19 protein-coding genes are annotated in these 25,976 nt (G+C 69.2%); 10 read left to right on the top strand and 9 right to left on the bottom strand.

All coding sequences use genetic code 11. The annotated features are described in order from the left end of the window. Positions 1-109: 109 nt before the first annotated feature. Positions 110-598 carry a hypothetical protein gene (locus ACIA8G_RS14780; RefSeq protein ID WP_396418963.1) on the top strand — a complete coding sequence of 163 codons (489 nt, stop codon included), beginning with the start codon at positions 110-112 and terminating at the stop codon, positions 596-598. Positions 599-623: 25 nt separating this feature from the next. On the opposite strand, the gene ACIA8G_RS14775 is transcribed toward ACIA8G_RS14780, so the two are convergent. Together ACIA8G_RS14775 and glgB are read right to left on the bottom strand one after the other, a co-directional pair. Next, positions 624-1,997 carry a neutral zinc metallopeptidase gene (locus ACIA8G_RS14775; RefSeq protein ID WP_396418962.1) on the bottom strand — a complete coding sequence of 458 codons (1,374 nt, stop codon included), beginning with the start codon at positions 1,995-1,997 and terminating at the stop codon, positions 624-626. A gap of 81 nt (positions 1,998-2,078) precedes the next feature. After that, positions 2,079-4,244 (bottom strand): 1,4-alpha-glucan branching protein GlgB, encoded by a 2,166-nt coding sequence (glgB, locus tag ACIA8G_RS14770; RefSeq protein ID WP_396418961.1) that lies wholly within the window; start codon positions 4,242-4,244, stop codon positions 2,079-2,081. A 56-nt stretch (positions 4,245-4,300) separates the two neighbouring features. Between glgB and ACIA8G_RS14765 the strand changes: the two genes are divergently transcribed. Then, entirely contained in the window at positions 4,301-5,506 is a 1,206-nt protein-coding gene (locus tag ACIA8G_RS14765; RefSeq protein ID WP_396418960.1) for an RNA-guided endonuclease InsQ/TnpB family protein, read from the top strand. Between the two features lie 53 nt (positions 5,507-5,559). Here ACIA8G_RS14765 and ACIA8G_RS14760 read toward each other — a convergent pair whose 3' ends face one another. The 3 genes from ACIA8G_RS14760 to ACIA8G_RS14750 form a co-directional block, all read right to left on the bottom strand. Continuing rightward, positions 5,560-6,870, bottom strand: coding sequence for an aminoglycoside phosphotransferase (locus ACIA8G_RS14760; RefSeq protein WP_396419664.1), 1,311 nt, complete (start codon positions 6,868-6,870; stop codon positions 5,560-5,562). A 5-nt stretch (positions 6,871-6,875) separates the two neighbouring features. Continuing rightward, positions 6,876-8,684, bottom strand: a complete 1,809-nt coding sequence (treS, locus tag ACIA8G_RS14755) for a maltose alpha-D-glucosyltransferase (RefSeq protein WP_396418959.1) — start codon at positions 8,682-8,684, stop codon at positions 6,876-6,878. A gap of 68 nt (positions 8,685-8,752) precedes the next feature. After that, the gene (locus ACIA8G_RS14750; protein ID WP_396418958.1) at positions 8,753-10,729 is read right to left on the bottom strand and encodes a maltotransferase domain-containing protein; all 1,977 of its coding nucleotides are present in this window, start codon (positions 10,727-10,729) and stop codon (positions 8,753-8,755) included. A 240-nt stretch (positions 10,730-10,969) separates the two neighbouring features. Between ACIA8G_RS14750 and ACIA8G_RS14745 the strand changes: the two genes are divergently transcribed. The 4 genes from ACIA8G_RS14745 to ACIA8G_RS14730 all read left to right on the top strand — a co-directional run bounded on the left by ACIA8G_RS14745 (position 10,970) and on the right by ACIA8G_RS14730 (position 17,567). Then, positions 10,970-12,550 (top strand): protein kinase, encoded by a 1,581-nt coding sequence (locus tag ACIA8G_RS14745; protein WP_396418957.1) that lies wholly within the window; start codon positions 10,970-10,972, stop codon positions 12,548-12,550. A gap of 72 nt (positions 12,551-12,622) precedes the next feature. Next, on the top strand, positions 12,623-14,023 hold the full coding sequence (locus tag ACIA8G_RS14740; protein ID WP_396418956.1) for a protein kinase: 1,401 nt from the start codon (positions 12,623-12,625) through the stop codon (positions 14,021-14,023). 117 nt (positions 14,024-14,140) lie between these two features. Then, on the top strand, positions 14,141-16,732 hold the full coding sequence (gene glgP / locus ACIA8G_RS14735) for an alpha-glucan family phosphorylase (protein ID WP_396418955.1): 2,592 nt from the start codon (positions 14,141-14,143) through the stop codon (positions 16,730-16,732). A gap of 289 nt (positions 16,733-17,021) precedes the next feature. Then, complete coding sequence (locus tag ACIA8G_RS14730; protein WP_396418954.1) at positions 17,022-17,567, top strand: hypothetical protein; 546 nt, start codon at positions 17,022-17,024, stop codon at positions 17,565-17,567. Positions 17,568-17,822: 255 nt separating this feature from the next. Here the strand turns inward: ACIA8G_RS14730 and ACIA8G_RS14725 are convergent, their stop codons facing one another. From ACIA8G_RS14725 to ACIA8G_RS14715, 3 genes are all read right to left on the bottom strand, one after another. Then, on the bottom strand, positions 17,823-18,944 hold the full coding sequence (locus tag ACIA8G_RS14725; RefSeq protein WP_396418953.1) for a hypothetical protein: 1,122 nt from the start codon (positions 18,942-18,944) through the stop codon (positions 17,823-17,825). A gap of 100 nt (positions 18,945-19,044) precedes the next feature. Further along, positions 19,045-19,434: a rhodanese-like domain-containing protein gene (locus tag ACIA8G_RS14720; protein WP_396418952.1), complete on the bottom strand. Its 390-nt coding sequence runs from the start codon at positions 19,432-19,434 to the stop codon at positions 19,045-19,047. Beyond that, positions 19,431-20,009, bottom strand: coding sequence for a cysteine dioxygenase (locus ACIA8G_RS14715; RefSeq protein ID WP_396418951.1), 579 nt, complete (start codon positions 20,007-20,009; stop codon positions 19,431-19,433). Before ACIA8G_RS14715 ends, ACIA8G_RS14720 begins: the two co-directional genes overlap by 4 nt. 260 nt (positions 20,010-20,269) lie before the next feature. On the opposite strand from ACIA8G_RS14715, the gene ACIA8G_RS14710 reads away from it, so the two are divergent. After that, complete coding sequence (locus tag ACIA8G_RS14710) at positions 20,270-21,088, top strand: PIG-L deacetylase family protein (protein WP_396418950.1); 819 nt, start codon at positions 20,270-20,272, stop codon at positions 21,086-21,088. Between the two features lie 4 nt (positions 21,089-21,092). Here ACIA8G_RS14710 and glgX read toward each other — a convergent pair whose 3' ends face one another. After that, a complete protein-coding gene (glgX, locus tag ACIA8G_RS14705) occupies positions 21,093-23,207 on the bottom strand; it encodes a glycogen debranching protein GlgX (protein ID WP_396418949.1) in 2,115 nt (704 codons plus the stop codon). Positions 23,208-23,354: 147 nt separating this feature from the next. Between glgX and ACIA8G_RS14700 the strand changes: the two genes are divergently transcribed. Genes ACIA8G_RS14700 through ACIA8G_RS14690 form a run of 3 tightly spaced genes read left to right on the top strand, consistent with a single transcriptional unit; the run spans position 23,355 to position 25,976 of the window. Continuing rightward, positions 23,355-24,197, top strand: coding sequence for an ABC transporter ATP-binding protein (locus ACIA8G_RS14700; protein WP_396418948.1), 843 nt, complete (start codon positions 23,355-23,357; stop codon positions 24,195-24,197). 53 nt (positions 24,198-24,250) lie between these two features. Then, positions 24,251-25,030: an enoyl-CoA hydratase/isomerase family protein gene (locus ACIA8G_RS14695; RefSeq protein WP_396418947.1), complete on the top strand. Its 780-nt coding sequence runs from the start codon at positions 24,251-24,253 to the stop codon at positions 25,028-25,030. Then, on the top strand, positions 25,020-25,976 hold the full coding sequence (locus ACIA8G_RS14690; protein ID WP_396418946.1) for a class I SAM-dependent methyltransferase: 957 nt from the start codon (positions 25,020-25,022) through the stop codon (positions 25,974-25,976). The genes ACIA8G_RS14695 and ACIA8G_RS14690 overlap by 11 nt, the downstream gene beginning before the upstream one ends.

Below are 25,976 nucleotides of genomic sequence, written 5' to 3'. Positions count from 1 at the left end.
GGAGCCGGTTCCGACGAGCAGTTCAGCACCACCGAGCAGTTCCACGAGTGCCACTCCACCGCCGTCGTCCTCGTCCGTGCCGACTCTTCCGCCCAGCACGGAGCCGCCAGTGACGTCGGCGCCCCCGCCACCGGCCCCTGCCCCGGTGGCGGGTGGAGGGCGGGAGTGGACGCTGACGGCGTCCCGGCTCGACCTCGGTGGCCTCAACTTCGTCGGGGTCGTCGACGCCCTGCTGGGCGGGCAGGTCGTCAAGGTCCTGAAGTTCACCGCCAACGAGATGAAGATCAAGGACCTCGTGCAGTCAGCCGAGGCGGCGCCGGGGGTCCGGCTGGTCACCGCGGCTCGCCCCGGCAGCACCTCCACGGTGTCGCCAGGGCGGATCGAGCTGTACACGGTGCAGCTCAAGGGGAATCTGGACATCCTCGGGATCAAGATCCCGGTGGACTACACGGCGGCGCACCCGCCTCCGCTGAACGTGCCGTTCGTGACGTTCACCGAGGTCACGGTCCGGAACACGGATCTGATCGGTGGCACGTTGAAGATCCCCGGTGCGCGGATCTCGGTGGTGACCGATCAGGCGCCGGTCGAACGGCGCTGATCCCCGGCGGCTCTGACCCGGCGGGTCAGAGCCCGCACTTCTTCGGCCCCTCGAGCACACCCTCGCGGAACCGCGCCACCCGCTCGAACCCCGGATCCACCGCGTCACCACCGGTAGCGTCACGGGCCGCGTAGTCGAACTGCAGCAACACGGTCACGGCCTCGTCGAGGTCACCGGGCGACAGCCCGAACGTGTTCTGCGGCCGTTGGAACACCGCGCCCGTGTACGCGCCGGCCAGGCACAGCGCCGCCTTCGAGGCGTCACCGCCCTCGATCGGCTTGCCCGCCGTGGCGAGCTGGGCCAGCGCGTACCTGCTCGCGATCAACGTGCCGGTCGCGTAGTCGCCCAGTTCCTTGTGCAGCAGCGGTAGCTCGTCCTGCGTGTCGATCTTGATGGACTTGTCCGACGGGCAGTACGCCACCGGGCCCTGGTCGCCGGAGCAGGTGGGCTCGGCGGGCGAGGACTCGGCCTTCGGAGACGGCCAGGTCTTGCCGAGCGTGGTGCTCAGGTTCTTGAAGTAGCCGTCGATGTCGGGCGTGACGTTCTCGAGCATCTCGGAGAACGGCAGGTTGCCGCCGTTCTGGCGGTCGCGGGCGGAGGTGAACGCGCGCTGGGTGAAGGTGCGGTTCTGCACGCTCATCGCGGCGCAGAACTTCGTGCCCTGCTGGAAGCCGTCCTGGAACGCGGCGACGCGGTCGAAGGCGCTGCCGTGCGCCTGCTCGTCCTCGGGGGAGGTGCCCACCGGGTCGCGGAACGTGATCAGTGCGCCCAGGGCCTTGTCCAGGGCGTCCGCGCCGACGTCGAGGCGGGAGGACTTGCCGTCGGTCACGTTGCGCACGAACGCGCCGGCGAAGCAGTCGGCCTGGGCCTCGGTGAGGATCGTCGGGTACTTGTCCGGCTCACGGCGTTCGGCCTCGGGGGTGATGCCCATGCGGTTCTGCACCGCGTGGCCGATCTCGTGCGCCAGCACGACGACGACCGCGGCCTCGCCGAAGCGGTCCTGCAGCACCGGGAGCAGGGACGCGCGGTCCCAGGCGACGGCGTCCGCGGCCGGGCAGTAGAACGCGTTGCCCTCCACGTCCGCGGCCTTCTGGGTGCACGGCGGCGGCTTCGCGGTGGCGTCGGCCGTGTCCACCGAGAAGTAACCGCCGGTCAGCGGCTTCCACGGCTTGTTGAACGTCGAGGGGAACGAGTCGGTCCAGAACTCCTCGATGTCGGTGAGAGCGGTCGCGGCCAGCTTGTCGATCGGGCCGTTGTCGCTGCCGCGCACCTGGATCGTGGGGCTCGACGCCTCCTTCTTCACCACCTTGGCCGCGCGCGGGCGCCCCGGGATCTCGGCGGTGCAGCCCGCCGCGAGCAGAGCGGTGGCGACGATCAGCGCGATGCTCCGGAGCGGCATGGACCCATTGTGCCTTCCGGTCGGCTTGAGGGGCATACAAAGGGCAACGTGCGGATCACCCGCGAGGTTCACCGGGGCACGTCACCGCAGGGGCTGCTCCTCGGGGACCAGCCACAGCACGCCACTCGGCGGTAGCTGCAGCAATGCGGAGTACGGCCGCCCGTGCCACGGCTTTTCCTCGGTGGCGACGCCGCCGAGGTTGCCCACCCCGGACCCGCCGTAGTGCGCGGCATCGGTGTTCACGAGCTCGCGCCACCGCCCGGCCGAGGGCAGGCCGATGCGGTAGTCGTGGTGCGGGTTGCCCGAGAAGTTGGCGATGCAGGCCAGCGTCGAGCCGTCCTCACCGATCCGCAGGAACGACAGCACGTTGCCGCCGGAGTCGTTCGCGTCGATCCACTGGAACCCTTCCGGCGTCACGTCGTGAGAGAACAACGCCGCCGCCGTCCGGTACACCGAGTTCAGGTCGCGCGTCAGCGACTGGATGCCCTGGTGCAACGGCTCCTGCTCGACCAGGTGCCAGTCGAGCGAACGGGACTCCGACCACTCGCCCCGCTGCCCGAACTCGCCGCCCATGAACATCAGCTGCTTGCCGGGATGTGCCCACATGAAGGCCAGCAACGAGCGGACACCCGCGGCCTTGTTCCAGTCGTCGCCCGGCATCCGGCCCCACAGCGAGCCCTTGCCGTGCACCACCTCGTCGTGCGAGAGCGGCAGCACGAAGTTCTCACTCCACGCGTAGACCAGCGAGAACGTCATCTCGTTGTGGTGGAACGCGCGGTGCACCGGCTCACGCGACAGGTAGTGCAGCGTGTCGTGCATCCAGCCCATGTTCCACTTGAACCCGAACCCGAGCCCGCCCAGGTGCGTCGGCCGCGTCACGCCCGGCCACGCCGTCGACTCCTCGGCGATCATCACCACGCCGGGGTGCCGCCGGTACACGGTCGCGTTCAGCTCCTGCAGGAACCGCACCGCGTCGAGGTTCTCCCTGCCGCCGAACTCGTTGGGCAGCCACTGGTCCGCCGGCCGCGAGTAGTCGAGGTAGAGCATCGACGCGACGGCGTCCACGCGCAGGCCGTCGAGGTGGAACTCCTCGATCCAGTACAGCGCGTTCGCGACGAGGAAGTTGCGGACCTCGTTGCGGCCGAAGTCGAAGACGTACGTGCCCCAGTCGAGCTGCTCACCGCGCCGCGGGTCGGCGTGCTCGTACAGCGCGGTGCCGTCGAACTTCGCCAGTGCCCAGCTGTCCTTCGGGAAGTGCGCGGGCACCCAGTCGACCAGCACGCCGATGCCGCGCTGGTGCAGCGTGTCGACGAAGAACCGGAAGTCGTCGGGAATGCCGAACCGCGAGGTCGGCGCGTAGTAGGAGGTGACCTGGTAGCCCCACGAGCCACCGAACGGGTGCTCGGCGACGGGCAGCAGTTCGAGGTGCGTGAAGCCCATGTCCTCGCAGTAGTCCGCGAGTTCCACCGCCAGTTCCCGGTAGCTGAGACCGGGCTTCCACGAGCCGAGGTGCACCTCGTAGATCGACATCGGCGCGTTCGCCCACTGCGTGGCCTCGCGCCGGGCCTCCCACTCCGCGTCCTGCCACACGTAGGCCGACTCGGTCACCACCGAGGCCGTCTGGGGCGGGACCTCCGTCGCGAACGCCATCGGGTCGGCCTTCTCGTGCCACACGCCGTCCGCGCCGAGGATGCGGAACTTGTACCGCGACCCGACCGGCACGTTCGGCAGGAAGACCTCCCACACGCCACTGGAACCCATGGAGCGCAACGGGTTCGCGCGCCCGTCCCAGCCGTCGAAGTCACCCGTGACCCGCACACCGCGGGCGTTCGGCGCCCACACCGCGAACGAGACACCGGTGATCGGGCCGGAAGCCGTGTCGTACGAACGGAAACGCGCGCCCAGCACGTCCCAGAGCCGCTCGTGCCTGCCCTCACCGATCAGGTGCAGGTCCAGCTCGCCGACCGTCGGCAGCCACCGGTACGGGTCGTCGACCTCGACCGCGGGGCCGCCGTTGTAGGTCACCAGGAGCCGGTAGTCACCGGGCGCCTCTGGCAGCTCGCCCTCGAACAACGCGTCGGCGATGCGTGGCAGCTCGACCTGCTTGTCGCCCCACACCACGGCCACCGAGGACGCGCCGGGCCGCAGTGCCCGCGCGATCACCTGGTCGCCGACCGCGTGCACCCCCAGCACCGAGTGCGGATCGTGGTGGGCACCGGACAAGATCCGGTCCAGGTCGGCCTTCATCGCGTCCTCCGGTCCGGGTTGTTACCCATCGTGGCTCTCCCGGTACGTTGTGTGTCGTGCGAACGGCCTGCAGATGTCGGGCTTACCCGACCCCGGAACAGGCTGCCTTGTTGAATCGCACGTTCGGGTGTGTGCGTCTGGTGTGGAACAAGACTTTGAGCGAGCGGAACCACCGCTACTTCACCAGTGGCGCACGCACGTCGTACCGGCAGACCGATGCCACCCTGACCGAGTGGAAACGCACGGCCGACCTCGCGTTTCTCTCGGAGGTCTCGGCAGTGCCGTTGCAGCAGACCCTGCGTCACCAGCACACCGCGTTCCAGAACCTCTTCGCTGGACGAGCTCGCCGTCCGAGGTTCAAGTCTTGCGCTGGTCGGCAGAGTGCGCACTACACCCGCACGGCGTTTCGCCTGCGCAATGGCACGCTCACGCTGGCCAAAACCAGTACTCCACTGCAGTTCGTCTGGTCGTTCGGCGTGGATGTCACCGAGCTGGATCCGACCATGGTCGTTGTGTCCCGAGATCCCGACGGCCGCTGGTACGTGACCTTTGCGGTGGACACCGAGGCGCCCACGCCTGCCGAGCCGGCTGGGCACGCGGTCGGCGTTGACCTCGGTTTGACGGACTTCCTGGTAACCAGCGACGGTGACCGGGTCGCCAATCCGCAGCATCTGGCCCGCAAGGCTCGCAACCTTGCCCGCTACCAACGCCGGCTTGCTCGCTGCCAGCGGGGCAGTAGCAACCGTCGCAAGGCGAAGGCCAAGGTCGCCCGTGCTCACCGCAAGATTCGCAATGCGCGACAGGACTTCCTGCATCGCTCGACCACCGCATTGGTCCGGTCGGCCGACACGATTGCGATCGAAGACCTCAACGTCGCGGGCATGGTCCACAACCGCCCGCTCGCCCGCTCTATCTCGGACGCCGGCTGGGGCGAGTTCCGGCGACAGCTGGAGTACAAGTGCGCCCGTGCGGGCCGCACGCTGGTCGTGATCGACCGCTGGTATCCCTCCAGCAAAGCCTGCTCGTCCTGTGGACACCTGTTCGCTGAGCTGAAGCTCTCCGCCCGGCACTGGACGTGTCCGAGCTGCCGCACCCGGCATGACCGGGATCTCAACGCGGCGAAGAACATCCTTGCGGCTGGTCGAGCCGCAGCCCGAGGCGACTCGGGTGATGCCTGCAGAGCTGATGTCAGACGGCAAGGGTCCTCCCTTCCGCGATCGGCAATGAAACAGGAAACCCACGCCGTGAGGCGCAGCCGGTGACGGCTGTCCGCTACAGAGCGGTTGGAATCCCCGTCCTGTGGGCGGGGAGAAAGTCAATCTCCTCCGCTAGTCATCCGGGCGATCGACGAAAGCGGAACCGTCAACCACTCCGGCCTGTTGGCGTGCTCGTAAGCGACCTCGTAGACCGCCTTGTCCAGCTCGAACGCGCGCAGCAGGTGCGCGTTGTCCCGCGGATCGCCGGCCACCTCGGCGTACCCGTCGCAGAACGCCGCGCGGTTGCGCTTCGTCCACTCCATCGCGCGGTAGGCGAGCTGGTCGTCGTCGGGCTGGCCGATGAGCAGCTGCCGTGCCGCGTAGTCGAACGACCTCAGCATCCCCGCCACGTCGCGCAACGGCGACCGCAGCGTGTTGCGCTCCTCGACGCCCGCCGCCGGCTCGCCCTCGAAGTCGATCAGCAGCCAGCCGTGCACGGTCCGCAGCACCTGACCGAGGTGCAGGTCGCCGTGGATGTGCTGGATGGCGATCTGCCCGATGTGCTTGCGCGCTTCCTCGAACGTGGCGCGCAACGGCTCCTCGTAGCGGCCCAGCTCCGGCACCGCCTGCAGCACGGTGTCCAGGCGCTGCTGCATGCCCGCGATGGCGTGCGTGATCGCGTCGTCGTCCGCGAGCCGCGCCCCGAACGCCTCGGCGAGGTCGGCGTGCACCTTCGCCACGGCGTGACCGAGTCGCTGCGCCTCGCCGGCGAAGTCGCCGCCCACCTCGAACGCGTGCAGGTCGGCTTCCGCCATCAGGTCGCGCACCGAGGTCTTGGCCATGTCCCAGCCCTCGACCGCGTCCGGCAGGAACTCCTGCAGCATCGCGAGCGTGACCGGTTCGCCGTTGAGCTCGGTCGAGATCGAGCCCAGCGGCAGCGCGATGTGCTCGCAGCCGACCGTGCGCAGCCCCCGGTGCATCACCAGGTCGCGGTTCTCGCCGCGGGCGAGCTTGCGGAAGATCTTCAGGATGTACTGCTGGCCGTAGATCAGCGAGGTGTTGGACTGCTCGACGCCGATCGGCCGCCCGCGCAACGCCGTGCGCAGCTCGACGCCGTGCTCGTGTGCGAACGTGATGCCGTCGACCCGCTCGCCGGCCGCGATCTTCTCGAGCAGTAAGCCGTTGCGCTCGGGGTCGGCCGTGGCGTCGTAGCCGTCCGAGTGCTCGCTCATGATCAGCTGGTAGTTCTCGGTGCGGCCGGGCTGTTCCACCTCGGCGATCACGTGCACCACGTCGTCGTCCAGCAGCGTGGTCCGCAGTGGACGAACGGCGGTGATCGGGCGGTCCTTGCCGCCGAACCAGCGCAGGGTGGGAAGAACGTCGGGCAGCGTGGTGACCAGCTTGTCGGCGAGCTCGTCCGGATCAATCAACCTGTTCACCTCATCTCGCTGTCGTCGCCCGCCTCTACCAGCTGGAACCAGTAGAAACCGTGACCGGGAAGGGTCAGCAGGTACGGGAGTTCCCCGATCGCCGGGAAGTTGACACCTCCGGTCAGTTCCCGCGGCGTGTAGTCGCGGTGTTCGGAGAGGTCCAGCTCGACGGGTTGCGGGAAGCGTGACAGGTTGTTCACGCAGAGCACGATGTCCTCACGGCCGTCGGGACGTTTCCACTGCCGCTTGAAGGCCAGCACGCTCGGGTTCGAGCCGCCCAGCTCGGAGAAGTCGCCCTCGGCGAACGCGTGGTGCTGCTTGCGCACCTCGATCATGTGCCGGGTCCAGTTGAGCAGCGACGACGTGTTGTTGAGCTGTGCTTCTACGTTCAGGCCCTGGTAGCCGTAGACCGGGTCCATGATCACCGGCAGGTAGATGCGGCCGGGGTCGCAGCCCGAGAAACCCGCGTTGCGGTCCGGCGTCCACTGCATCGGCGTGCGCACCGCGTCGCGGTCCTGCAGCCAGATGTTGTCGCCCATGCCGATCTCGTCGCCGTAGTAGAGAACTGGCGAGCCCGGCAGCGACAGCAGCATCGCGGTGAACAGCTCGTGCTGGTTGCGGTCGTTCTCCAGCAGCGGCGCGAGCCTTCTGCGGATGCCGATGTTCGCCTTCATCCGCGGGTCTTTGGCGTACTCCGAGTACATGTAGTCGCGCTCTTCGTCCGTCACCATCTCGAGCGTCAGCTCGTCGTGGTTGCGCAGGAAGATGCCCCACTGGGTGTTCTCCGGGATCGCGGGCGTCTGCGCCAGGATCTCCGAGATCGGGAACCGCGACTCGCGCCGCACCGCCATGAAGATGCGCGGCATCAGCGGGAAGTGGAACGCCATGTGGCACTCGTCGCCGCCGACCGCCGGGTCACCGAAGTACTCGACGACGTCCGACGGCCACTGGTTCGCCTCCGCGAGCAGCACCCGGCCGGGGAACTCGTCGTCGACGACCTTGCGGCACTTCTTCAGGAACTCGTGCGTGCGCGGCAGGTTCTCGCAGTTCGTGCCCTCCTCTTCGAAGAGGTACGGCACGGCGTCGAGGCGGAACCCGTCGATGCCGAGATCGAGCCAGAACCGCAGGATGTCGAGCATCGCTTCCTGCACTTCGGTGTTCTCGAAGTTGAGGTCCGGCTGGTGGCTGAAGAAGCGGTGCCAGTAGAACTGCCCGCGCACCGGGTCGTACGTCCAGTTCGACGACTCGGTGTCGACGAAGATGATCCGCGCGTCGCTGTAGCGCGAGTCGTCGTCGCTCCACACGTAGTAGTCGCCGTAGGGGCCGGTCGGGTCCTGTCGGGACTGCTGGAACCACGGGTGCGCGTCGCTGGTGTGGTTGAGCACCAGGTCGGTGATCACCCTGATCCCGCGCCGGTGCGCCTCCTCCAGCAGGTACACGAAGTCCTCGACGGTGCCGAACTCCGGCAGCACGGCGCGGAAGTCGCTGATGTCGTACCCGCCGTCGCGCAGGGGTGAGGCGTAGAACGGCGGCAGCCAGAGGCAGTCGACGCCGAGCCACTCCAGGTAGTCCAACCTGGACGCGAGCCCGCGAAGATCACCCGTGCCGTCGCCGTTCGAGTCGCTGAACGCGCGGACCAGGACTTCGTAGAAGACGGCGCCCTTGTACCAGTTGGGGTTGGGCTTCGCCTGCTTCGCGGACTTGAAGTCCTCGGCCTGAGGTTCGACCAGCATGCCGTCGTCGGTCATGGCTTCGCCGGTGTGCGGGATGCCGTCCAACCCCAGCGCCGCGTCGGGACGGGTCTCTTCGATCATGATTTCCCACCTCGTCGAGGGTGTTGGGGTCGTGCGTGGTGATGGCCTCGACCACAACCACACACGACCTAGCTGAAGCGGCGCTGCAGACTCACGACGTGCGCGGTGGCACGCCACGGCTCGAGGCGGACGTAGTTCGCCTGACCCCAGTCCCAGGTCTCGCCGGTGACCTCGTCGTGCGCGATCAGCCGCTCGTGCCAGTCGAACCCGAGCCCCGGCAGGTCGAGGTAGAGCGTCCCGTCCTGCGCGCCGTTCGGGTCGAGGCTGACGACCACGACGACGGTGTCCCCGGTCTCCGGGTCGCGCTTGGAGTACGCGAGCAACGCGTCGTTGTCGATGTGCTGGAACTTCAAGGTGCGCATCTGCTGGAGGGCCGGGTGCGCTTTGCGGATGTGGTTGAGCTTGCGCAGCCACGGTTCGAGCGAGCGCCCGTCCGCCAGCGCGCGGGCGAAGTCCCGCGGCCGCAGCTGGTACTTCTCGGAGTTCAGGTACTCCTCGCTGCCAGGCTTCACCGCTTCGTGCTCGAACAGCTCGTAGCCCGCGTACACGCCCCACGACGGTGCGAGCGTGGCGGCCAGCGCGGCCCGCAGCCCGAACATGCCGGGCCCGCCGTGCTGCAGCGACTCGTGCAGGATGTCCGGCGTGTTCACGAACAGGTTCGGGCGCGCCTCGTCCCAGTGGTCGCGCAGGTCCTCGCCGAACTCGATCAGCTCCTGCTTGCCGGTCCGCCACGTGAAGTACGTGTAGGACTGGGTGAAGCCGAGCTTGGCCAGGCCGTACAGGCGGGCCGGCCGGGTGAAGGCCTCGGACAGGAACAGCGTGTCCGGGTAGACCTCCTTGACCTTCCAGATCAGCCACTGCCAGAAGTCCGGCGGCTTGGTGTGCGGGTTGTCGACCCGGAAGATCCGCACCCCGTGCTCCGCCCAGTGCAGCATCACCCGGAGCACCTCGTGGTAGAGGCCCTGCGGGTCGAGGTCGAAGTTGATCGGGTAGATGTCCTGGTACTTCTTCGGCGGGTTCTCCGCGTACGCGATCGTGCCGTCCGGCCGCGTGGTGAACCACTCCGGGTGCTTGAGCACCCACGGGTGGTCCGGCGCGCACTGCAGCGCGAAGTCCAGCGCCACCTCGAGCCCGAGCTCGTGCGCCCGTGCGACGAGCGCGTCGAAGTCCTCGAGCGTGCCGAGCTCCGGCGCGATGGCGTCGTGCCCGCCCTCGTCCGCGCCGATGGCCCACGGCGAGCCGCAGTCCTCCGGCCCGGCGACGAGCGTGTTGTTCGGGCCCTTGCGGTTGACCCGGCCGACCGGGTGGATCGGCGGGAAGTAGACGACGTCGAAGCCCATCGCCGCGACCCGGTCGAGCTCCTTGGCCGCCGTGGCGAACGTGCCGTGCACCGCCTGCCCGGTCTCGTCGATCCCGCCGGTGCTGCGCGGGAAGAACTCGTACCAGGATCCGAACGCGGCCTTCTTCCGGTCGCACCAGATCTTGTGGGTCTTGCCCTTGGTGATCAGCTCGCGCACCGGGTACTCGAACATGATCTTCTGCACGTCGTCGGCGAAGGCCGGGGCGACGCGTTCGCCGAGGGGGCGATCTTCGTCCCGCAGTGCCTGGGCGGCATAAGTGAGAAGTGCTCGCTCTTGCCTTCGATCGGGGCGGCGTGCCACCCGATCGAGTAGTAGCGCGCCGATCTCCAGATCGTTAGCGAGATCACCGGGGCCTTGCCCGGCCGCGATCTTCACCTCGACAGCGTGGTTCCAGGTGCCCCAGGGGTCACTCCACGCATCGATGCGGAACGTCCACGCGCCCTCGTGGTCGGGAACGATCGTCGCGCCCCACCTGTCGAGGCCGATGCCGACCTCGTGCATGCGCGTCTGGCGAGCGACTCGGTCGTTCGGGCCGCGCCACGAGACCGTCGCCGCGAGCTTGTCGTGTCCCTCGCGCCAGACCGTGGCCGCAACCGGAATGTGTTCTCCCGCAACGGCTTTCGCTGGATATCTACCAGCTGACACCACCGGGGATACGTCGTCGATACCGAGTCGTCCACTCATCGGCAGCGCCCCTTCCGCCGTGGTTCGCCGTGTTGCCCGCAATCCTGCCTTGCTCGATCAAGCCGCTCGTCGGCGGGATACCCCTTGTAGATCCGTACCCCGCCGATGTCGATCGCACACCTTGAGCACTGTGTGTGTCCAGGGTCTCTGGCCACGATGTGACCACTTCACGTCCTCGCGAGCGGACCGTTAGAGGCATAGCCGGGACTTCTCGAGGACGGGTTGGGTACCGTCCCGCGCGTGAACAAGCTTGGCGACCGTTACGTCCTGCTGGACCAGATCGGCGCGGGTGCGATGGGCATCGTGTGGCGCGCGCGTGACGAGCTGCTGCACCGTGACGTGGCGGTCAAGCAGATGCTGCTGAACGACGTGCAGCCGCACGAGGCCCACGAGGCCGTCCAGCGCGCGATGCGGGAAGGCCGCATCGCCGCGCGGTTGCAGCACGCGAACGCGATCGCCGTGTACGACGTCGTGGTCGACAACGGCAAGCCGTGCCTGGTCATGGAGTACCTGCCGTCCAAGAACCTGTCCGCGATCCTGGACGAGCGCGGGCCGATGCCGCCGGTCGAGGCCGCGCGCGTCGGGTCGCTCGCCGCCAACGCGCTCGCCGCCGCGCACGAGGCGGGGATCGTCCACCGCGACATCAAGCCCGGAAACGTCCTCATTGGACGTGACGGCGCCGTCAAGATCACCGACTTCGGCATCTCCCGCGCGCTGGGCGACGTGGCGGTGACCAAGACCGGCATGCTCGCCGGTACGCCCGCCTACCTCGCGCCGGAGCTCGCCCGCGGCTCCGAGCCCGGCCCGGCCGCCGACGTGTTCTCGCTCGGCGCGACGATCTACGCGATGACCGAGGGCGAGCCGCCGTTCGGGCGCAGCACGAACGACCTCGGCCTGCTGTACAAGGTCGCGCGCGGTGAGACCCGTCCGCCGATGCGGTCCGGCCCGCTCACCCCGCTGCTGACGAGGCTGCTCGCGAACGAGCCGGCGCACCGCCCCACCGCTGCTCAGGCGGCGGAGGAGCTCAAGGCCATCGCCAGCGGCCGGCCGGTGCCGCCCACCACGGTCCTGCCACCCTCGGGCACGCCGCCGCACGGCACTGCGGTCATGGGGTCGGGGCCGGGCACGTACCCGCCGGCCGGACCGCGCACGATGCAGCAGTCCGGGCCGCCCTCGATGCCGCCGCAGGCCCCGCGCACCAGGCCGCCTGCGCCCCTGCCGGAGCCCGAACCCGAGCAGAAGAAGAACCGGACCCTGGCCGTCGTCGCCTCGATCCTCGCGGTCCTGCTGATCGCCGGCGTGGCGTACGCGATCGTGAACAGCCAGAAGGACAGCGGCGGTCAGGCCGCGGGACCCAGCAGCTCGGCCAAGAACACCCAGCAGACCCAGGTGCCGCCCGCCAGCGCCGGTGAGACCAGCCAGAACACCCCGAGCCCGAAGCCGACGGCGCAGACCAAGCCGAGCCAGCCGCCCTCGTCGGCGCCCGCCGGTGGCGGCAGCAAGTTCACGCCGGCCCAGGTCACCCAGTTCGTGACGCAGCACTACGCGAAGTTGCCGAGCGACCCGGACGGCTCGCTCGAGGACTGGAACCCGGACGACGCGCCGACCTCGTACACGACGAAGACGTACTGGGGCGACTTCACCAAGGTGGCGATCAAGGGCCGCCCGCTCGTGCAGCCCTCTGGCGATGGCAACTTCACCGTCACGGTGACGCTGGAGCTGACCAAGGCGGAGACGAACAAGACGACGACCGAGGAGCACAAGCTGGAGATCTCCGGCAAGGGCGACAAGCTCCTGATCACCGGTGAGGAGCGCCCCTGACCGGCGCGGACTTGTCCAGGCTCGGCTGGTCCTAGGGGCGCTGAGGGCCGCCAGCAAGTAGCCTCGGTCTCCGTGAACCGAATCGCCGACCGGTACGCCCTGATCGAGCGCCTTGGCAGCGGAGCCATGGGCGTCGTGTGGCGCGCTCGCGACGAGGTGCTGCACCGCGAGGTGGCGATCAAGCAGCTGCTGCTGCCCGACCTGCGGCCCGCGGAGGTCGAGAAGGCCTGCGAGAGAGCACTGCGGGAGGGCAGGATCGCGGCCCGGCTGCACCACCCGAACGCGATCGGTGTCTTCGACGTCGTGATCGTCGAGGGCAAGCCGTGCCTGGTCATCGAGTACCTGCCGTCGCAGAGCCTCTCGGCGGTGCTCACCGAGCGCGGCAAGCTGCCCCCCGCTGAGGCGGCGGGAATCGGCGCGCAGGTCGCGTCGGCGCTCGCCGCGGCGCACGAGGCGGGGATCGTGCACCGGGACGTGAAGCCCGGGAACGTCCTCATCGGACACGACGGCCGCGCCAAGATCAGCGACTTCGGGATCTCCCGGGCGGCCGACGACGTCTCGGTCACCAAGACCGGGAAGCTGACGGGCACGCTCGCCTACCTCGCGCCCGAGCTGGCGCGCGGCGCGGAACCCAACGCGGCGGCGGACATGTTCTCGCTCGGCGCCACCCTCTACGCGATGACGGAGGGGGAGCCGCCGTTCGGGCGTTCCGAGAACGAGTTCGGCCTGCTGTACAAGATCTCGACCGGGCAGATCGTGCCACCGACGAGGTCAGGCCCGCTGACGTCCCTGATCACCCGGCTGCTCGCGATCGAGCCGGCTGAGCGGCCCACCGCCGCGCAGGCGGCCGAGGAGCTGGCGGCCCTCACCGCGCCCACGACCGCGGTGCCGGCCGAGCCCGGCAGGAACCGGCGCCGGACCGCCGCCCTGGTCGCTGCCGCGGCGGTGGTCGTGGCAATGGCGACGGTGGTGGCGATGTACGTGCTCGACCGCGGCCGAACAGCCGGATCGGACCCCGTTCCGCCGATCTCCCAGCCGACCTCCCAGCCGACCTCCCAGCCGACCTCCCAGCCGACCTCCCAGCCGACCTCCCAGCCGACCTCTGCGTCGAGCTCCCAGTCGTCGTCCCCGCGACCCACGACCTTCACCACCCAGCAGGTGGCCGACTTCGTCAAGCAGCATTTCGAAAAGCTGCCGCAGGACACCGCGGGCGCACGACAGGACTGGGCCCCCGAGTTCCGGCCCGCCGCCGCGGAGCACGATCGGTACTGGGGTGAGTACGACATCGTGGACATCTACGGCGATCCCCACATCACCACCAGCAGCACGGATAACCAGCGGTTCTCCACGGACCTCCACCTGGCGCTCCGCAAACCGTCGGAAAAGCTGGCGATCAGCGATTTGCTCTCGCTGGACATCATGGTGAAGGACGGCAAGCTGGCCATCACCAGCATGCAGCGGACCCACACCTGAGGTCGGCGCGTTTGCGCAGGTCGCGGCGCCGTTCGTCTTGACCGGTCCGGCAAGTTGCCGCAGGTGTGACCGGGAACGTTGTCAGGCCTTCACAGGTGGCAGGTAAGTTGCCTCGGCATGCGAGCACTTCGCCGGTTCACCGTCCGCGCCAGCCTGCCGGAGCCCCTGTCCGCGCTGACCACGCTCGCCACCAATCTGCGCTGGACGTGGCATCCGCCCACGCAGGATCTCTTCGCCTCGATCGACGCACGTGTCTGGTCAGAGGTGGGTGGCGACGCGTTGCGCCTGCTCTCCGTCGTCGACGCCGGAAAACTGGAGGCGCTCGCGAGAGACGAGCAGTTCCTGCTGAGGCTGAACGCGCTCGCCTCCGATCTGGAGCGGTACGTCGACGGGCCGCGCTGGTACCAGCGCCGTCAGGACGAGATCGCCCAGCGCCGCGAGCACGGGGCCACGAACGACACGCCGTTGCCGACGTCGGTCGCGTACTTCTCGATGGAGTTCGGCGTGCACGAGGCGCTGCCGAACTATTCGGGCGGTCTCGGCATCCTCGCCGGTGACCACCTCAAGGCCGCGTCCGACCTGGGCGTGCCGCTGATCGCGGTCGGCCTGCTCTACCGCTCGGGGTACTTCCGGCAGTCGCTGTCGCTCGACGGCTGGCAGCAGGAGCACTACCCGGCGCTCGACCCGCGTGGCCTGCCGCTCGAGCTGCTGACCGAGCCGTCCGGGCTGCCGTTGCTCGTGCACGTCGCGATGCCGGGCGACCGGATGCTGCGCGCGAAGATCTGGCGGGCGCAGGTCGGCCGGGTGCCGCTGCTGCTGCTCGACTCGGACGTGGAGCAGAACGACGAGGACCTGCGCGGCGTCACCGACCGGCTCTACGGCGGCGACCAGAACCACCGCATCCGCCAGGAGATCCTCGCCGGAATCGGTGGTGTCCGGGCGGTTCGCACGTTCTGCGAACTGACCGGCCACGCGCAGCCCGAGGTGTTCCACACCAACGAGGGCCACGCGGGTTTCCTCGGCCTGGAGCGGATCCGCGAGTACATCACCAACGACGGCCTCGACTTCGACCAGGCGCTCACGGCCGCGCGCGCCGGTGCCGTGTTCACCACGCACACGCCGGTGCCCGCAGGCATCGACAGGTTCCCGGTCGACCTGGTGCAGCACTACTTCGGCGCCGAGCAGCTCGTGCCCGGCGTGAACACGCAGCGCATCCTCGCGCTGGGCGCCGAGGACAACCCCGGCATGTTCAACATGGCCCACATGGGCCTGCGGCTGGCACAGCGCGCGAATGGTGTGTCCAAACTGCACGGTGAGGTCAGCCGGGACATGTTCCGCGGCCTCTGGCCTGGCTTCGACGCCACCGAGGTGCCGATCGGCTCGGTCACCAACGGCGTGCACGGGCCGACCTGGGCGGCGACCGAGATGAGCAAGCTGCTCGGTGCGTCCGAAGCGGACACCCAGACCAGCTCCGGACTCGGCATCGGCGCGTTCCAGCCGGTCACCGACGCGGGCCTGTGGGAGCTGCGGTCGACGTTGCGCGGCCGCCTGGTGGACGAGGTGCGCCGGCGGTTGCGCGAATCGTGGCTGCAGCGCGGCGCGTCGGCGCTGGAGCTCGGCTGGACCGACTCGGTGTTCGATCCGGGCGTGCTGACCGTCGGGTTCGCCCGCCGTGTGCCGACGTACAAGCGCCTCACGCTGATGCTGCGCGACCCGGAGCGCCTGCGTGGGCTGCTGCTGCACCCCGAACGGCCCGTGCAGCTCGTGGTGGCCGGCAAGTCGCACCCTGCCGACGACGGCGGCAAGGCGCTGATCCAGCAGATCGTGCGCTACGCCGACGAGGCGGGCGTGCGGCACCGGATCGTGTTCCTGCCCGACTACGACATGTCCATGGCCCGGTACCTGTACTGGGGCTGCGACGTGTGGCTGAACAACCCGATGCGCCCGCTCGAGGCGTGCGGCACGTCCGGCATGAAGGCGGCGCTGAACGGCGGCCTCAACCTGTCCATCCGCGACGGTTGGTGGGACGAGCTGTACGACGGCTCGAACGGCTGGGCCATCCCGACCGCGGACGGCGTGAACGACCCGGTCCGCCGCGACGACCTGGAGGCCAACGCGCTGTACGACCTGCTCGGCTCGCAGGTCGCGCCGCTGTTCTACGACCGCGGCGAGGACGGCGTGCCGACCCGCTGGATGTCGATGGTCCGGCACACGCTGGCCTCGCTCGGCCCGGTCGTGCAGGCGTCGCGCATGGTCCGCGAGTACGTGGAGACCTACTACGCGCCGGCCGCCGCGTCCGCCCAGAACGTCGTCGGTGAGGGCTACCGCGGCGCGAAGGAGCTGTCCGCGTACCGGCACCGGCTGCGCGCGTCGTGGACGCGGGTGCGCGTGCTCGACAGCGACCTGGTGCTCGGCGGCTCATCCGTGCCGGTGCTGGGCTCGCCCGTCATCGTGCGGGCGCGGGTCGAGCTGGCCGGGCTGGAGCCGTCCGAAGTGGACGTTCAGGTCGTGCTCGGCAAGGTGTCCAACGACTCCGACGAGTTGAAGGAGATCGTCACCGCGCCGATGAACTACGCGGGCAACGGCAACTACGAGGCCGAGGTGCCGCTGCCGCACGCCGGTGCGCTCGGCTACACCGTGCGCGTGCTGCCGCGGCACGGCCTGTTGGCGACGTCTGCGGAACTTGGCAGGGTCGTTCTCGCCAGTTAGATCAACACAGGGCATCCAGTTCGCCTTCAAACGGCGGGCTGGATGCCCTGATGTGTCCGTCTTCTTTGTTCCCTGATAACTGCTCGTGACCTGGTTCAGGCGTGTGCACGATTCAGGGCCTTCCCTCAATCGAATGAGGGCTTTTTCGAGTGGGTGAATTCGCGATCTCCGCTGGTAGGGGTGCGTGCACGGGCTTACGCTTCATCGCATGGAATGAACCGCACCAGAATTCCTAATCGGCATTTCCGGCGCGGCTCCAGTGAATTGCGCATTGAGGAAGAAGGTAGCCGTGAAGAAAACGATTACCGCACTCTCGCTCGCCGCAGCTCTGTTCACCGCCTCATCAATCCCGGCTGCCAGTGCGTCGCCCGCCGCGCCAGAACTCCCAGCCGCCTGCGCCGGCCTCGTCCAGGACCTCGCCGGAAAGCTCACCAAGGCCGTCAGCAGCTTGTTGCCCCTGCCGAACGTGGGCGCCGTGACACCGTTGATCGGTGATCTGCTCGGCCTGGTGTCCGCGTTGCAGAGCTCCGGCTGCCTGCCCGCGCTGCCGGTGAGTGCGCCGGTGCCGTTGCCGGTGAAGGCCGCCGAGTACACCGGTCCGGTCGACCAGTGCCTGCCGGTCGTGCTGAACCTGATCTCGACCATCGCGGGCCTCGGCGGCACCATCCTGGGCGCCGCGGGCGGTGGCCTGCCGGACGTCGGCAAGATCACCGGGATTCTGACGACGTTGCTGAAGACCGTCACCGAGCTACTGAGCAAGTGTGGTCTACCGGCACCTCCCGGTGGCCTGCCGGCACTGCCGGGCCTGCCGAGTCTGCCCGTCGAAAACAGCTGATCTCACGCGCGGGGTGGGAAAGGGCCCGTCACCGGTCTCGGTGACGGGCCCTTTCCCTGTGTGCGGTCCGTAGTATTCCGGTCAGCGCGGAATAGCTGTTGCGAGCTGCGCGGTCACCCGTTGGTCCGGGTTCAAGGCCTTTTCGGGAATGCACACAATGGTGCGACAGATGCGTTTTCCGCGAGATCGTTTGGCTAGCCTGCGATTGCTGGTGGCGGCGGCACAACGTCGGTGCGGCCGGGCTACCGGCAGGCCTCAGCTGATCTCCAGACGGGCGCGGGTCGCCGCCACCCGCGGATTCCAGCCCGCGAGCGCGTGCGCCTCGGCCGCGAGTTCGCGGGCCTTCGCGTTGTTCCCGTCCGCCATCCACGCCCGTGCGATCGTGATCAGGTCCTCGGCACGGCCCAGGGCGTTCTCGCTGCTCTCCGCGGCCCACCCCGCGAGCTGACGAGCCTTCGCGGTGTCGCCCTCGATCAACGCCATCACGGCGAGCGTCCCGTTGGCCCGGTGCTTCGGATAGCCGGCCAGGTAGGCGTTGTCGAGCATGCTCCGCGCCGTCTCCAGCCCGACGTCCTCGGGGAACTGCCCGGCCTCCACCGCCTGCACCGCGACCCCGGCCGTGGTGGCCATGATGAACGCGAGCTCGCGCTGCCCCAGGTCCTGCCGCCCGTTCAACCCGATCACCGTCTGCAGCGCTTCGAGATACCGCTCGCGCGCACAGGCCGTCACGACCTTGAGCCCGACGACCGTGAGCAGGTCGGGGTGGTCCCGCAGCAGTTCGGCGTGGATCCGCTCGGCCTCCTCGATGTCGCCGCGGTGGTAGGCGTCCATGCCGGCCAGTACCCGAGGCCGCGCCTCCAGCTCGCCGAGCGGCCGGCCGGTGAGCTTCGGCAGCGTGAAGATGAACCAGCCGAGGCTGGTGTGACCGGGCTGTTCGACCGGCCTGAGCTGCAGCAGGAAGCACGCCGTGGCGGCCAGCGCCATGCCCTTGCCGAACGCCGCCCCGGTGAGCAGCCACGTGCCCCCCGCGATCGCCGCGCAGAAGACGATCGCGGTGGCCCCGGCGAGGACGGTCCGCCTGCGCACCCCCGGCTTCAGCCCGGTGATGCCGATGGTGGCGAGCACCGGCACGTTGCGCAGCACGATCCGCCGGTGCGTCCAGGTCCACGACTTGAGCTCGCTGCCGATCCCGATGATCACGTGCGTGATCCGGAGTCCGAACAGGACGGCGCCGAGCGCGAGACCCGCCTGGGCGGCGGTGAGCTCCAGCAGGAGCCCGGCGAGCGCACCGGCCAGGCCGAGGTACCAGTCGGTGAGGGTCCAGGCGATCGTGCCTGCCACCACCAGGGCCGTCACGACCCAGCGCACAACTGTCACGATCTCCAGACGCTACCGGCGTGGCGGCGGTTCCGGGTTGGCGCGACCCAGGCGCCGCGTCACACGACTGCCTGCGGGCCGCCGGGCGAGCCGACGCCCATCACACCACCGCCTGCGAGCCACCCTCCCGAATCGGCAGCCCCTCAGCCCGCCAAGCCCGATACCCCCCAACGAGGTCGGTGGCGTTCTCCAGCCCCAACCGCTTGAGATCCCGTGCGGCAAGAGAAGACGAGTACCCCTCGTTGCACACCACGACCACGGGCGTCTCGGCGGTGAACCCCGGCAACCGCCACTCGCCGGTCGGGTCGAGCCGCCACTCCAGCACGATCCGCTCGACCACGACGGAGTTCTCGATCTCGCCCTCGGCGAGCCGGTTGTGGTGCGGCCGGATGTCCACGACCAGCACTTCCGGCAGTCCGAGCACCTCGAGCGGCGTCAGCCGCTTCAGCTCGGACCTCGCCTCGGCGAGATAGGTGTCGACGTTGCTCACGGGCCCTCCTGGTCGGCCAGCTGACGCAGTTCGGACAGGGGAAGGCGCTGCGCGGGCAGCGGTGGGATCGAGTCCGGGATGTCCAGCAGCGACGCGTACTCGCGGGTCGGCACGAGCGGTGGCGAGTAGGCGTGGACGGTCGCGGCCGGCGTTGCGAACGGGTTCGTCACCTGGTGCGCGCGCCCGGAGCCGAAGCCGAGCACGTCGCCGGTGTTGCGGACCGCGGACCGGATCGGACCGGCGGGGTAGCGGTAGTCCTCCTGCAGAGCGCCGGTCAGGACGGTGAACGAGCCCGCCGAGCCGCCGTGGTCGTGCGGCTGGGTGCCCTGGCCGGGCAGCCACGACAGGAGCCACAGCTCCACGCCCTCGGTGAGGCCGAGCCGCGCCCACCATCGGCGCTCGGTCGAGTAGTCGAGGATCGAGAGCAGGCCCGTGGTCAGCTCGCTCGACACGAAAGAGGTCAGGTCGCGCAGTTCGCGCGGCGTCCACAGAGATCGGGACGGGTGGATCACGTCACGCAGCAGCTGACTGTCCAGCGCTGGGTGCAGGTCGTACTCGGAGATCGTCGAAGTCACCGGCTCGCTCCTGATTGCCACGTCGGTACGGGGTAGCGATCAAGACGCGACGCAGCGGCTCAGCGCATGCGTCGCGTCGAGCTACACCCGCACGACGCCACGAGGAGGAGGTCGATCGTGCGGTCAGACCAGAAGAAGTGGACCGGCACGTCACCGATGGTGCCAGACGCGCACGGAGAGTGGCTAGAGCGTCCACTGGCTGGTCTGTGGTCTACACCAGAGGTTGCAGTCGAACGACCACATTGCGTAGGCACCTCGTCATGGAGCTCAGCCGCCGCAAGGCGCTCGCACTCGGTGCCGCCGCAGCCCTGCTGCCCACGGGCACGGCCGAAGCCGCCGCGCCGCCCGCGATCTTCTACTCGCCGCATCAGGACGACGAGTCGCTCGCCATGGCCGGGTCGATCCGCGAGCACAAGGAGGCCGGGCGGCGGGTCATCCTCGTGCTGCTCACCCGCGGCGAGAACGGCGGCCTGCTCGACATCATGAACGGCGCGTCCGACTGTCCTCTGGGGACAGACTGCCCAGGCGGCGGGAACCACGACTTCAACCTGGTGCAGGACGACATCGTCCACGGGCGCACGGCCGAGTTCATCGCGGCCGGACGCGGGCTCGGCGTCGACCAGATCGTCGTCCGCGACCGCCCGGACTCCGCGTGGACCGACTACGCCGGGTTCGTGCGGGAGGTCCGCGACACGATCCTCGAGTTCGAGGCCCGGTATCCCGGTGCGTCCCACAAGCTGGTCAACGGGTACCGCGACGTGATCCACGGATCGCCCCCGGACGAGCCGAACCTGACGCACAAGGCGTGCCGCGAAGCCGCCGCCGGGCTGGAAGGCCGCCTCAGCGACTTCCGCTACTACTGGGTCTACGGCTACACCTACCCGCAGGACGAGCGCACCGCCGACTTCGTGCTGCCGCTCAGCCCGCGGCAGTTCGCGCGCAAACAGCAGGCGCTGGCCGAGTACAGCCGCTGGGACCCGAGGCACGGCCGGTACGCGCTCGGCTACCACAGCGTCGGCAAGCTCATGATCGACCCGGCGGCGGCCGACCCGCACGAGTACATCGACCTGCCCGGCTGACCTCTCAGCGCGGCACGCGGAGCAGCAGCAACGAGCGTGCCTCCACCTGCAGTTTCGTCCGGGGCAGAGCGGACGTGGGATCGGCGGGCGAGCCGTCGAGCGTCGTGGTGTCCAGGTACGGCTCGTACGACGGGCCGTACCGCTCGTGCGGCAGCGTCACCGTGATCGCGTCCGCACCGGCGTGCATCAGCAACAGCCACGAGTCGTCCGACACGAGCTCGCCGTCCCGTGTGCGCGAGAGGCAGTTCGAGCCGTCGATGAACATCCCCAGCGTGCGGCGCCCCTCGTCGAACCAGTCGGTCTCCGCCATCTCCAGCCCGTCCGGCCGGAACCACACCAGGTCCGGGTTGCCGCTGGGCGTCGTGCGGCCCTCGAAGAACTCGGGCTGGCGCAGGGCGGGGGAGGACGACCGGAGATCGATGAGCCGCTGGGTGAACCCGAGCAGCGCCGTGCCCGCGTCCGTCTCCGTCCAGTCGACCCACGACACGGCGTTGTCGAGGCAGTAGGGGTTGTTGTTGCCGCCCTGGGTGCGCCACATCTCGTCGCCCGCGACCATCATCGGCGTGCCGGTGGACAGCACCAGCGTCGCGAGCAGGTTGCGCGCCTGCTTGGCCCGCAGCGTGAGGATGTCCTGCTCGGTGGTCTCGCCCTCGGCCCCGCAGTTCCACGACCGGTTGTCGTTCGTGCCGTCGCGGCCCTGCTCGCCGTTCTCCTCGTTGTGCTTGTCGTTGTAGGACACCAGATCCCGCAACGTGAACCCGTCGTGCGCGGTGATGAAGTTGATCGACTGCCACGGCCGGCGCAGGTCGTCCGCGTAGAGGTCGGAAGAACCCGAGAGCCGGTACGCGAGATCGCGCACCGACGTGTGCCCGCGCCAGAAGTCGCGGACCGTGTCGCGGTAGCGCCCGTTCCACTCGGCCCACTGCACCCCGAAGTCGCCGACCCGGTACCCGTCGCCCGTCGCGTCCCACGGCTCCGCGATCAGCTTGGACCGGCACAGCACCGGATCGGTGGTGATGGCCGTGAGCAGAGCCGAGTCGCGGTCGAAGAAACCGCCACCCGGCCGTCCCATCGTGGACGCGAGGTCGAACCGGAACCCGTCCACGCCCATCTCGTCCGCCCAGTACCGCAGCGAGTCCGTGATCAGGCGCACGACCTGCGGTGATCCGGCGTCCAGCGTGTTGCCGCACCCCGTGATGTCCACCGTGCTGCCGCCGCCCGCGTGCAGGTAGTAGCCGGGAGCGTCGTACCCGCGGAAGCAGATCGTCGGCCCGTCCGGCCCGCCCTCGCACGTGTGGTTGTAGACGACGTCGATCAGCACCTCGATGCCGGCGCCGTGCATCGCCGCCACCATCGTCCGGAACTCCTGGACCTCCCGGCCGGGCTCGCTCGCATACGCCGCGTGCGGCGCGCAGTACCCGAGCGGCGAATACCCCCAGTAGTTGGTCGCGTTCCGCTGGAGCAGCGACGGCTCGTCCTGAAAAGCCTGCACCGGCAGCAACTCGACCGAAGTGACCCCGAGCCGGGTCAGGTGCTCGATCGCGGCCGGATGTGCCAGCCCCAGGTACGTGCCGCGCAGCTTCTCCGGGATGTCCGGATGCTTCTTCGTGAAGCCCTTGACGTGCATCTCGTAGATGACGGCCTCTTCGAACGGCACTTCTGGCTTCACGCCAGTGTCCGCTCCGCCCGGCGAGCTGACCACGCTGAGCGGGACCGAGCCCAGCGAGTCGACCGCCGAGGGCGGCCCGTGCATCGGGTCGCCGACGTACCCGAGCGCGGCCTCGACGTCCGTGATCCGCCCGCTGATCTGCCGCGCGTACGGGTCTACCAGCAGTTTTGCCGGGTTGCACCGCAGCCCGCGGCCCGCGTCGTAGGGCCCGTGGACCCGGAACCCGTACCGCTGCCCCGGCGTCACCCCGGGCACCAGTCCGTGCCACACGCCGAACGTTCGTTCGGTCAGCTCGACCCGCTTCTCGGTCCCGTCGTCCCCGATCAGGCACACCTCGACCGCATCAGCGACGTGGGACGTCACCGCGAACCGGACACCGCCTGCCTCGGCGTGTGCCCCCAGTGGGAACGGACGGCCTGCCAGCACCTCGGACTCGGGTCGCGTAGCCATACCTCCGATCTTGGCATCCGCCACCGACAAAAAACTTGAGAGTTCAGCCAGCCGGCGCAGCGAGCCCACCTTTCGAAAGTAACGCGGGGGCCCCGCGTTACCTCCAGGGGAACGCGGGGCCCCCGCGTGACGTCCTGGACACCCCCGATGGGTGGGCGGGGGGAGGGCGTTGGGAAGAATGGAGCCGTGGCGGACGTCGACGTGACAGATCTGGTCGTGCACATGGCGGGCGTGTCGGTCCGCCGGGGCAAAAACACGCTGGTCGGCAACATCGACTGGAGCGTGGAGCTGGACGAGCGCTGGGTGGTCCTCGGCCCCAACGGCGCGGGCAAGACCACCCTCCTGCGGCTGGCGAGCGCCGAGCTGCACCCGACCCGGGGCAAGGTCCACCTCCTGGGCGAACGCCTGGGCAAGACCGACGTCCAGGAGCTCAAGCCCCGCATCGGCCTGTGCAGCGCCGCCCTGAACGGCCGCGTCCCGGCCGACGAGACGGTCGTCGACCTGGTCGTGTCCGCGGGCTACGCGGTGCTGGGCCGCTGGCGCGAGGCCTACGGCAAGCTGGACACCGACCGCGCCCGCGAGCTGCTCGACACCCTCGGCATCGAGCACCTGGCCGACCGCCTCTACGGCACGTTGAGCGAGGGCGAGCGCAAGCGCACGCTGATCGCCCGTGCGCTGATGACCGACCCCGAGATGCTCCTGCTCGACGAGCCCGCCGCGGGCCTCGACCTCGGCGGCCGCGAGGACCTCGTGGCCAAGCTGTCGGAGCTGGCCATGGACCCGGACGCACCGGCCACCATCCTCGTCACGCACCACGTCGAGGAGATCCCGCCGGGCTTCACGCACGCGCTCCTGCTCCGCGAGGGCTCGATCGTCGCTCAGGGCCTGCTGGACGACGTGCTCACCGAGGAGAACCTCTCGAAGACCTTCGCCCAGGACCTCGAACTGCAAAAGTCGGGGGAGCGCTACTTCGCCCGCCGGAAGGTCTGACAAGCTACCGACGGGTAACGTGACACCGCCGTCGCGAGAACGAGGAGGACTGCGTGGCTGAGTTCGTGAAGCTGGAAGTCGAGGACGGGATCGGGACGATCCGGCTGGATCGGCCGCCGATGAACGCCCTGAACCGGCAGGTGCAGACCGAGCTCCAGGCGGCCGCCAAGGAGGCTTCGGAGCGGTCCGACGTCTACGCGGTCATCGTCTACGGCGGCGAGAAGGTCTTCGCGGCCGGTGCGGATGTCAAGGAGTTCGCGCAGATCTCCCACGCCGAGATGACGCTGCGGGCGAAGGGCCTGTCCGACGCGCTCGGCGCGCTGTCCACCATCCCGAAGCCCACGGTCGCCGCGATCACCGGGTACGCGCTCGGCGGTGGCTTCGAGGTCGCGCTGGGCGCCGACCGCCGCATCGCCGGTGACAACGCGAAGCTCGGCCAGCCCGAGATCCTGCTCGGCCTGATCCCCGGCGGTGGCGGCACGCAGCGCCTCGCCAGGTTGATCGGCCCCGCCAAGACCAAGGACCTGCTTTACACCGGCCGGTTCGTCGGCGCCCAGGAGGCGCTGGAGATCGGCATGGTCGACCAGGTCGTCGCACCGGACGACGTGTACGCCGCCGCCGTGCGCTGGGCCAAGCAGTTCGTCAACGGCCCGGTGCTCGCGCTCGCCGCGACCAAGGCCGCCGTCGACGGTGGCCTCGACACCGACCTCGAGTCGGGCCTGAAGCTCGAAAGCCACCTCTTCGCGGCCCTGTTCGCGACGGAGGACAAGAAGGCGGGCGTCGAGTCGTTCATCGAGAACGGCCCCGGAAAGGCGAAGTTCAGTGGCAACTGACCCAGCACCCAACCCGCACGCCTCCGCCGAGGAGATCGAGGCGGCGTGGCAGGACGCGAAGCTCGCCAACGTGCTCTACCACGACTGGGAAGCGGGCACGTACGACGAGAAGTGGTCGATCTCCTACGACGACCGCTGCATCACCTACGCCGTCGACCGCTTCAAGGCGGTCGCCGGTGACGTCGGCCCGTACGAGCACGCGCTCGAACTGGGCTGCGGCACGGGCTTCTTCCTGCTGAACCTCATGCAGGGCGACGTGATCAAGAAGGGCTCGGTCACCGACCTCTCGCCCGGCATGGTCGAGGTCGCGCTGCGCAACGCGAAGCACCTCGAGCTCGACGTCGACGGCCGGGTCGCGGACGCGGAGCGGATCCCGTACGACGACAACACGTTCGACCTCGTCGTCGGCCACGCGGTGCTGCACCACATCCCGGATGTGGAGGCGGCCATGCGCGAGGTGCAGCGGGTGCTCAAGCCGGGCGGCAAGTTCGTGTTCGCGGGCGACCCGACGAACATCGGCAACTTCTACGCCCGCAAGCTCGGCCAGGCGACGTGGTGGCTGACCACCAACCTCACCAAGGCGGTGCCGGCGCTGAACGACTGGCGGCGCCCGCAGGAGGAGCTCGACGAGTCCTCCCGCGCGGCCGCGCTCGAAGCCGTCGTGGACCTGCACACGTTCGACCCGGACCAGCTGGAGGCGACGGCCCGCCGCGCCGGTGCCGTTTCCGTGCGCGCGGTCACCGACGAGCTGTCCGCCGCGCTGTTCGGCTGGCCGGTGCGCACGTTCGAGGCCGCGGTGCCGCGCGAGAAGCTGGGCTTCGGCTGGGCGATGTTCGCCTACCGCACCTGGCAGAACCTCTCGTGGGTGGACCAGAACGTCTTCGCGAAGGTGCTGCCGCGCGAGGTGTTCTACAACGTGTCGATCACCGGTAGGAAGCCCGAGTAG

The sequence above is a fragment of the Lentzea sp. NPDC051213 genome (assembly GCF_044455585.1).
Classification (GTDB): domain Bacteria; phylum Actinomycetota; class Actinomycetes; order Mycobacteriales; family Pseudonocardiaceae; genus Lentzea.
This window is presented reverse-complemented; position numbering and strand designations above follow the sequence as displayed.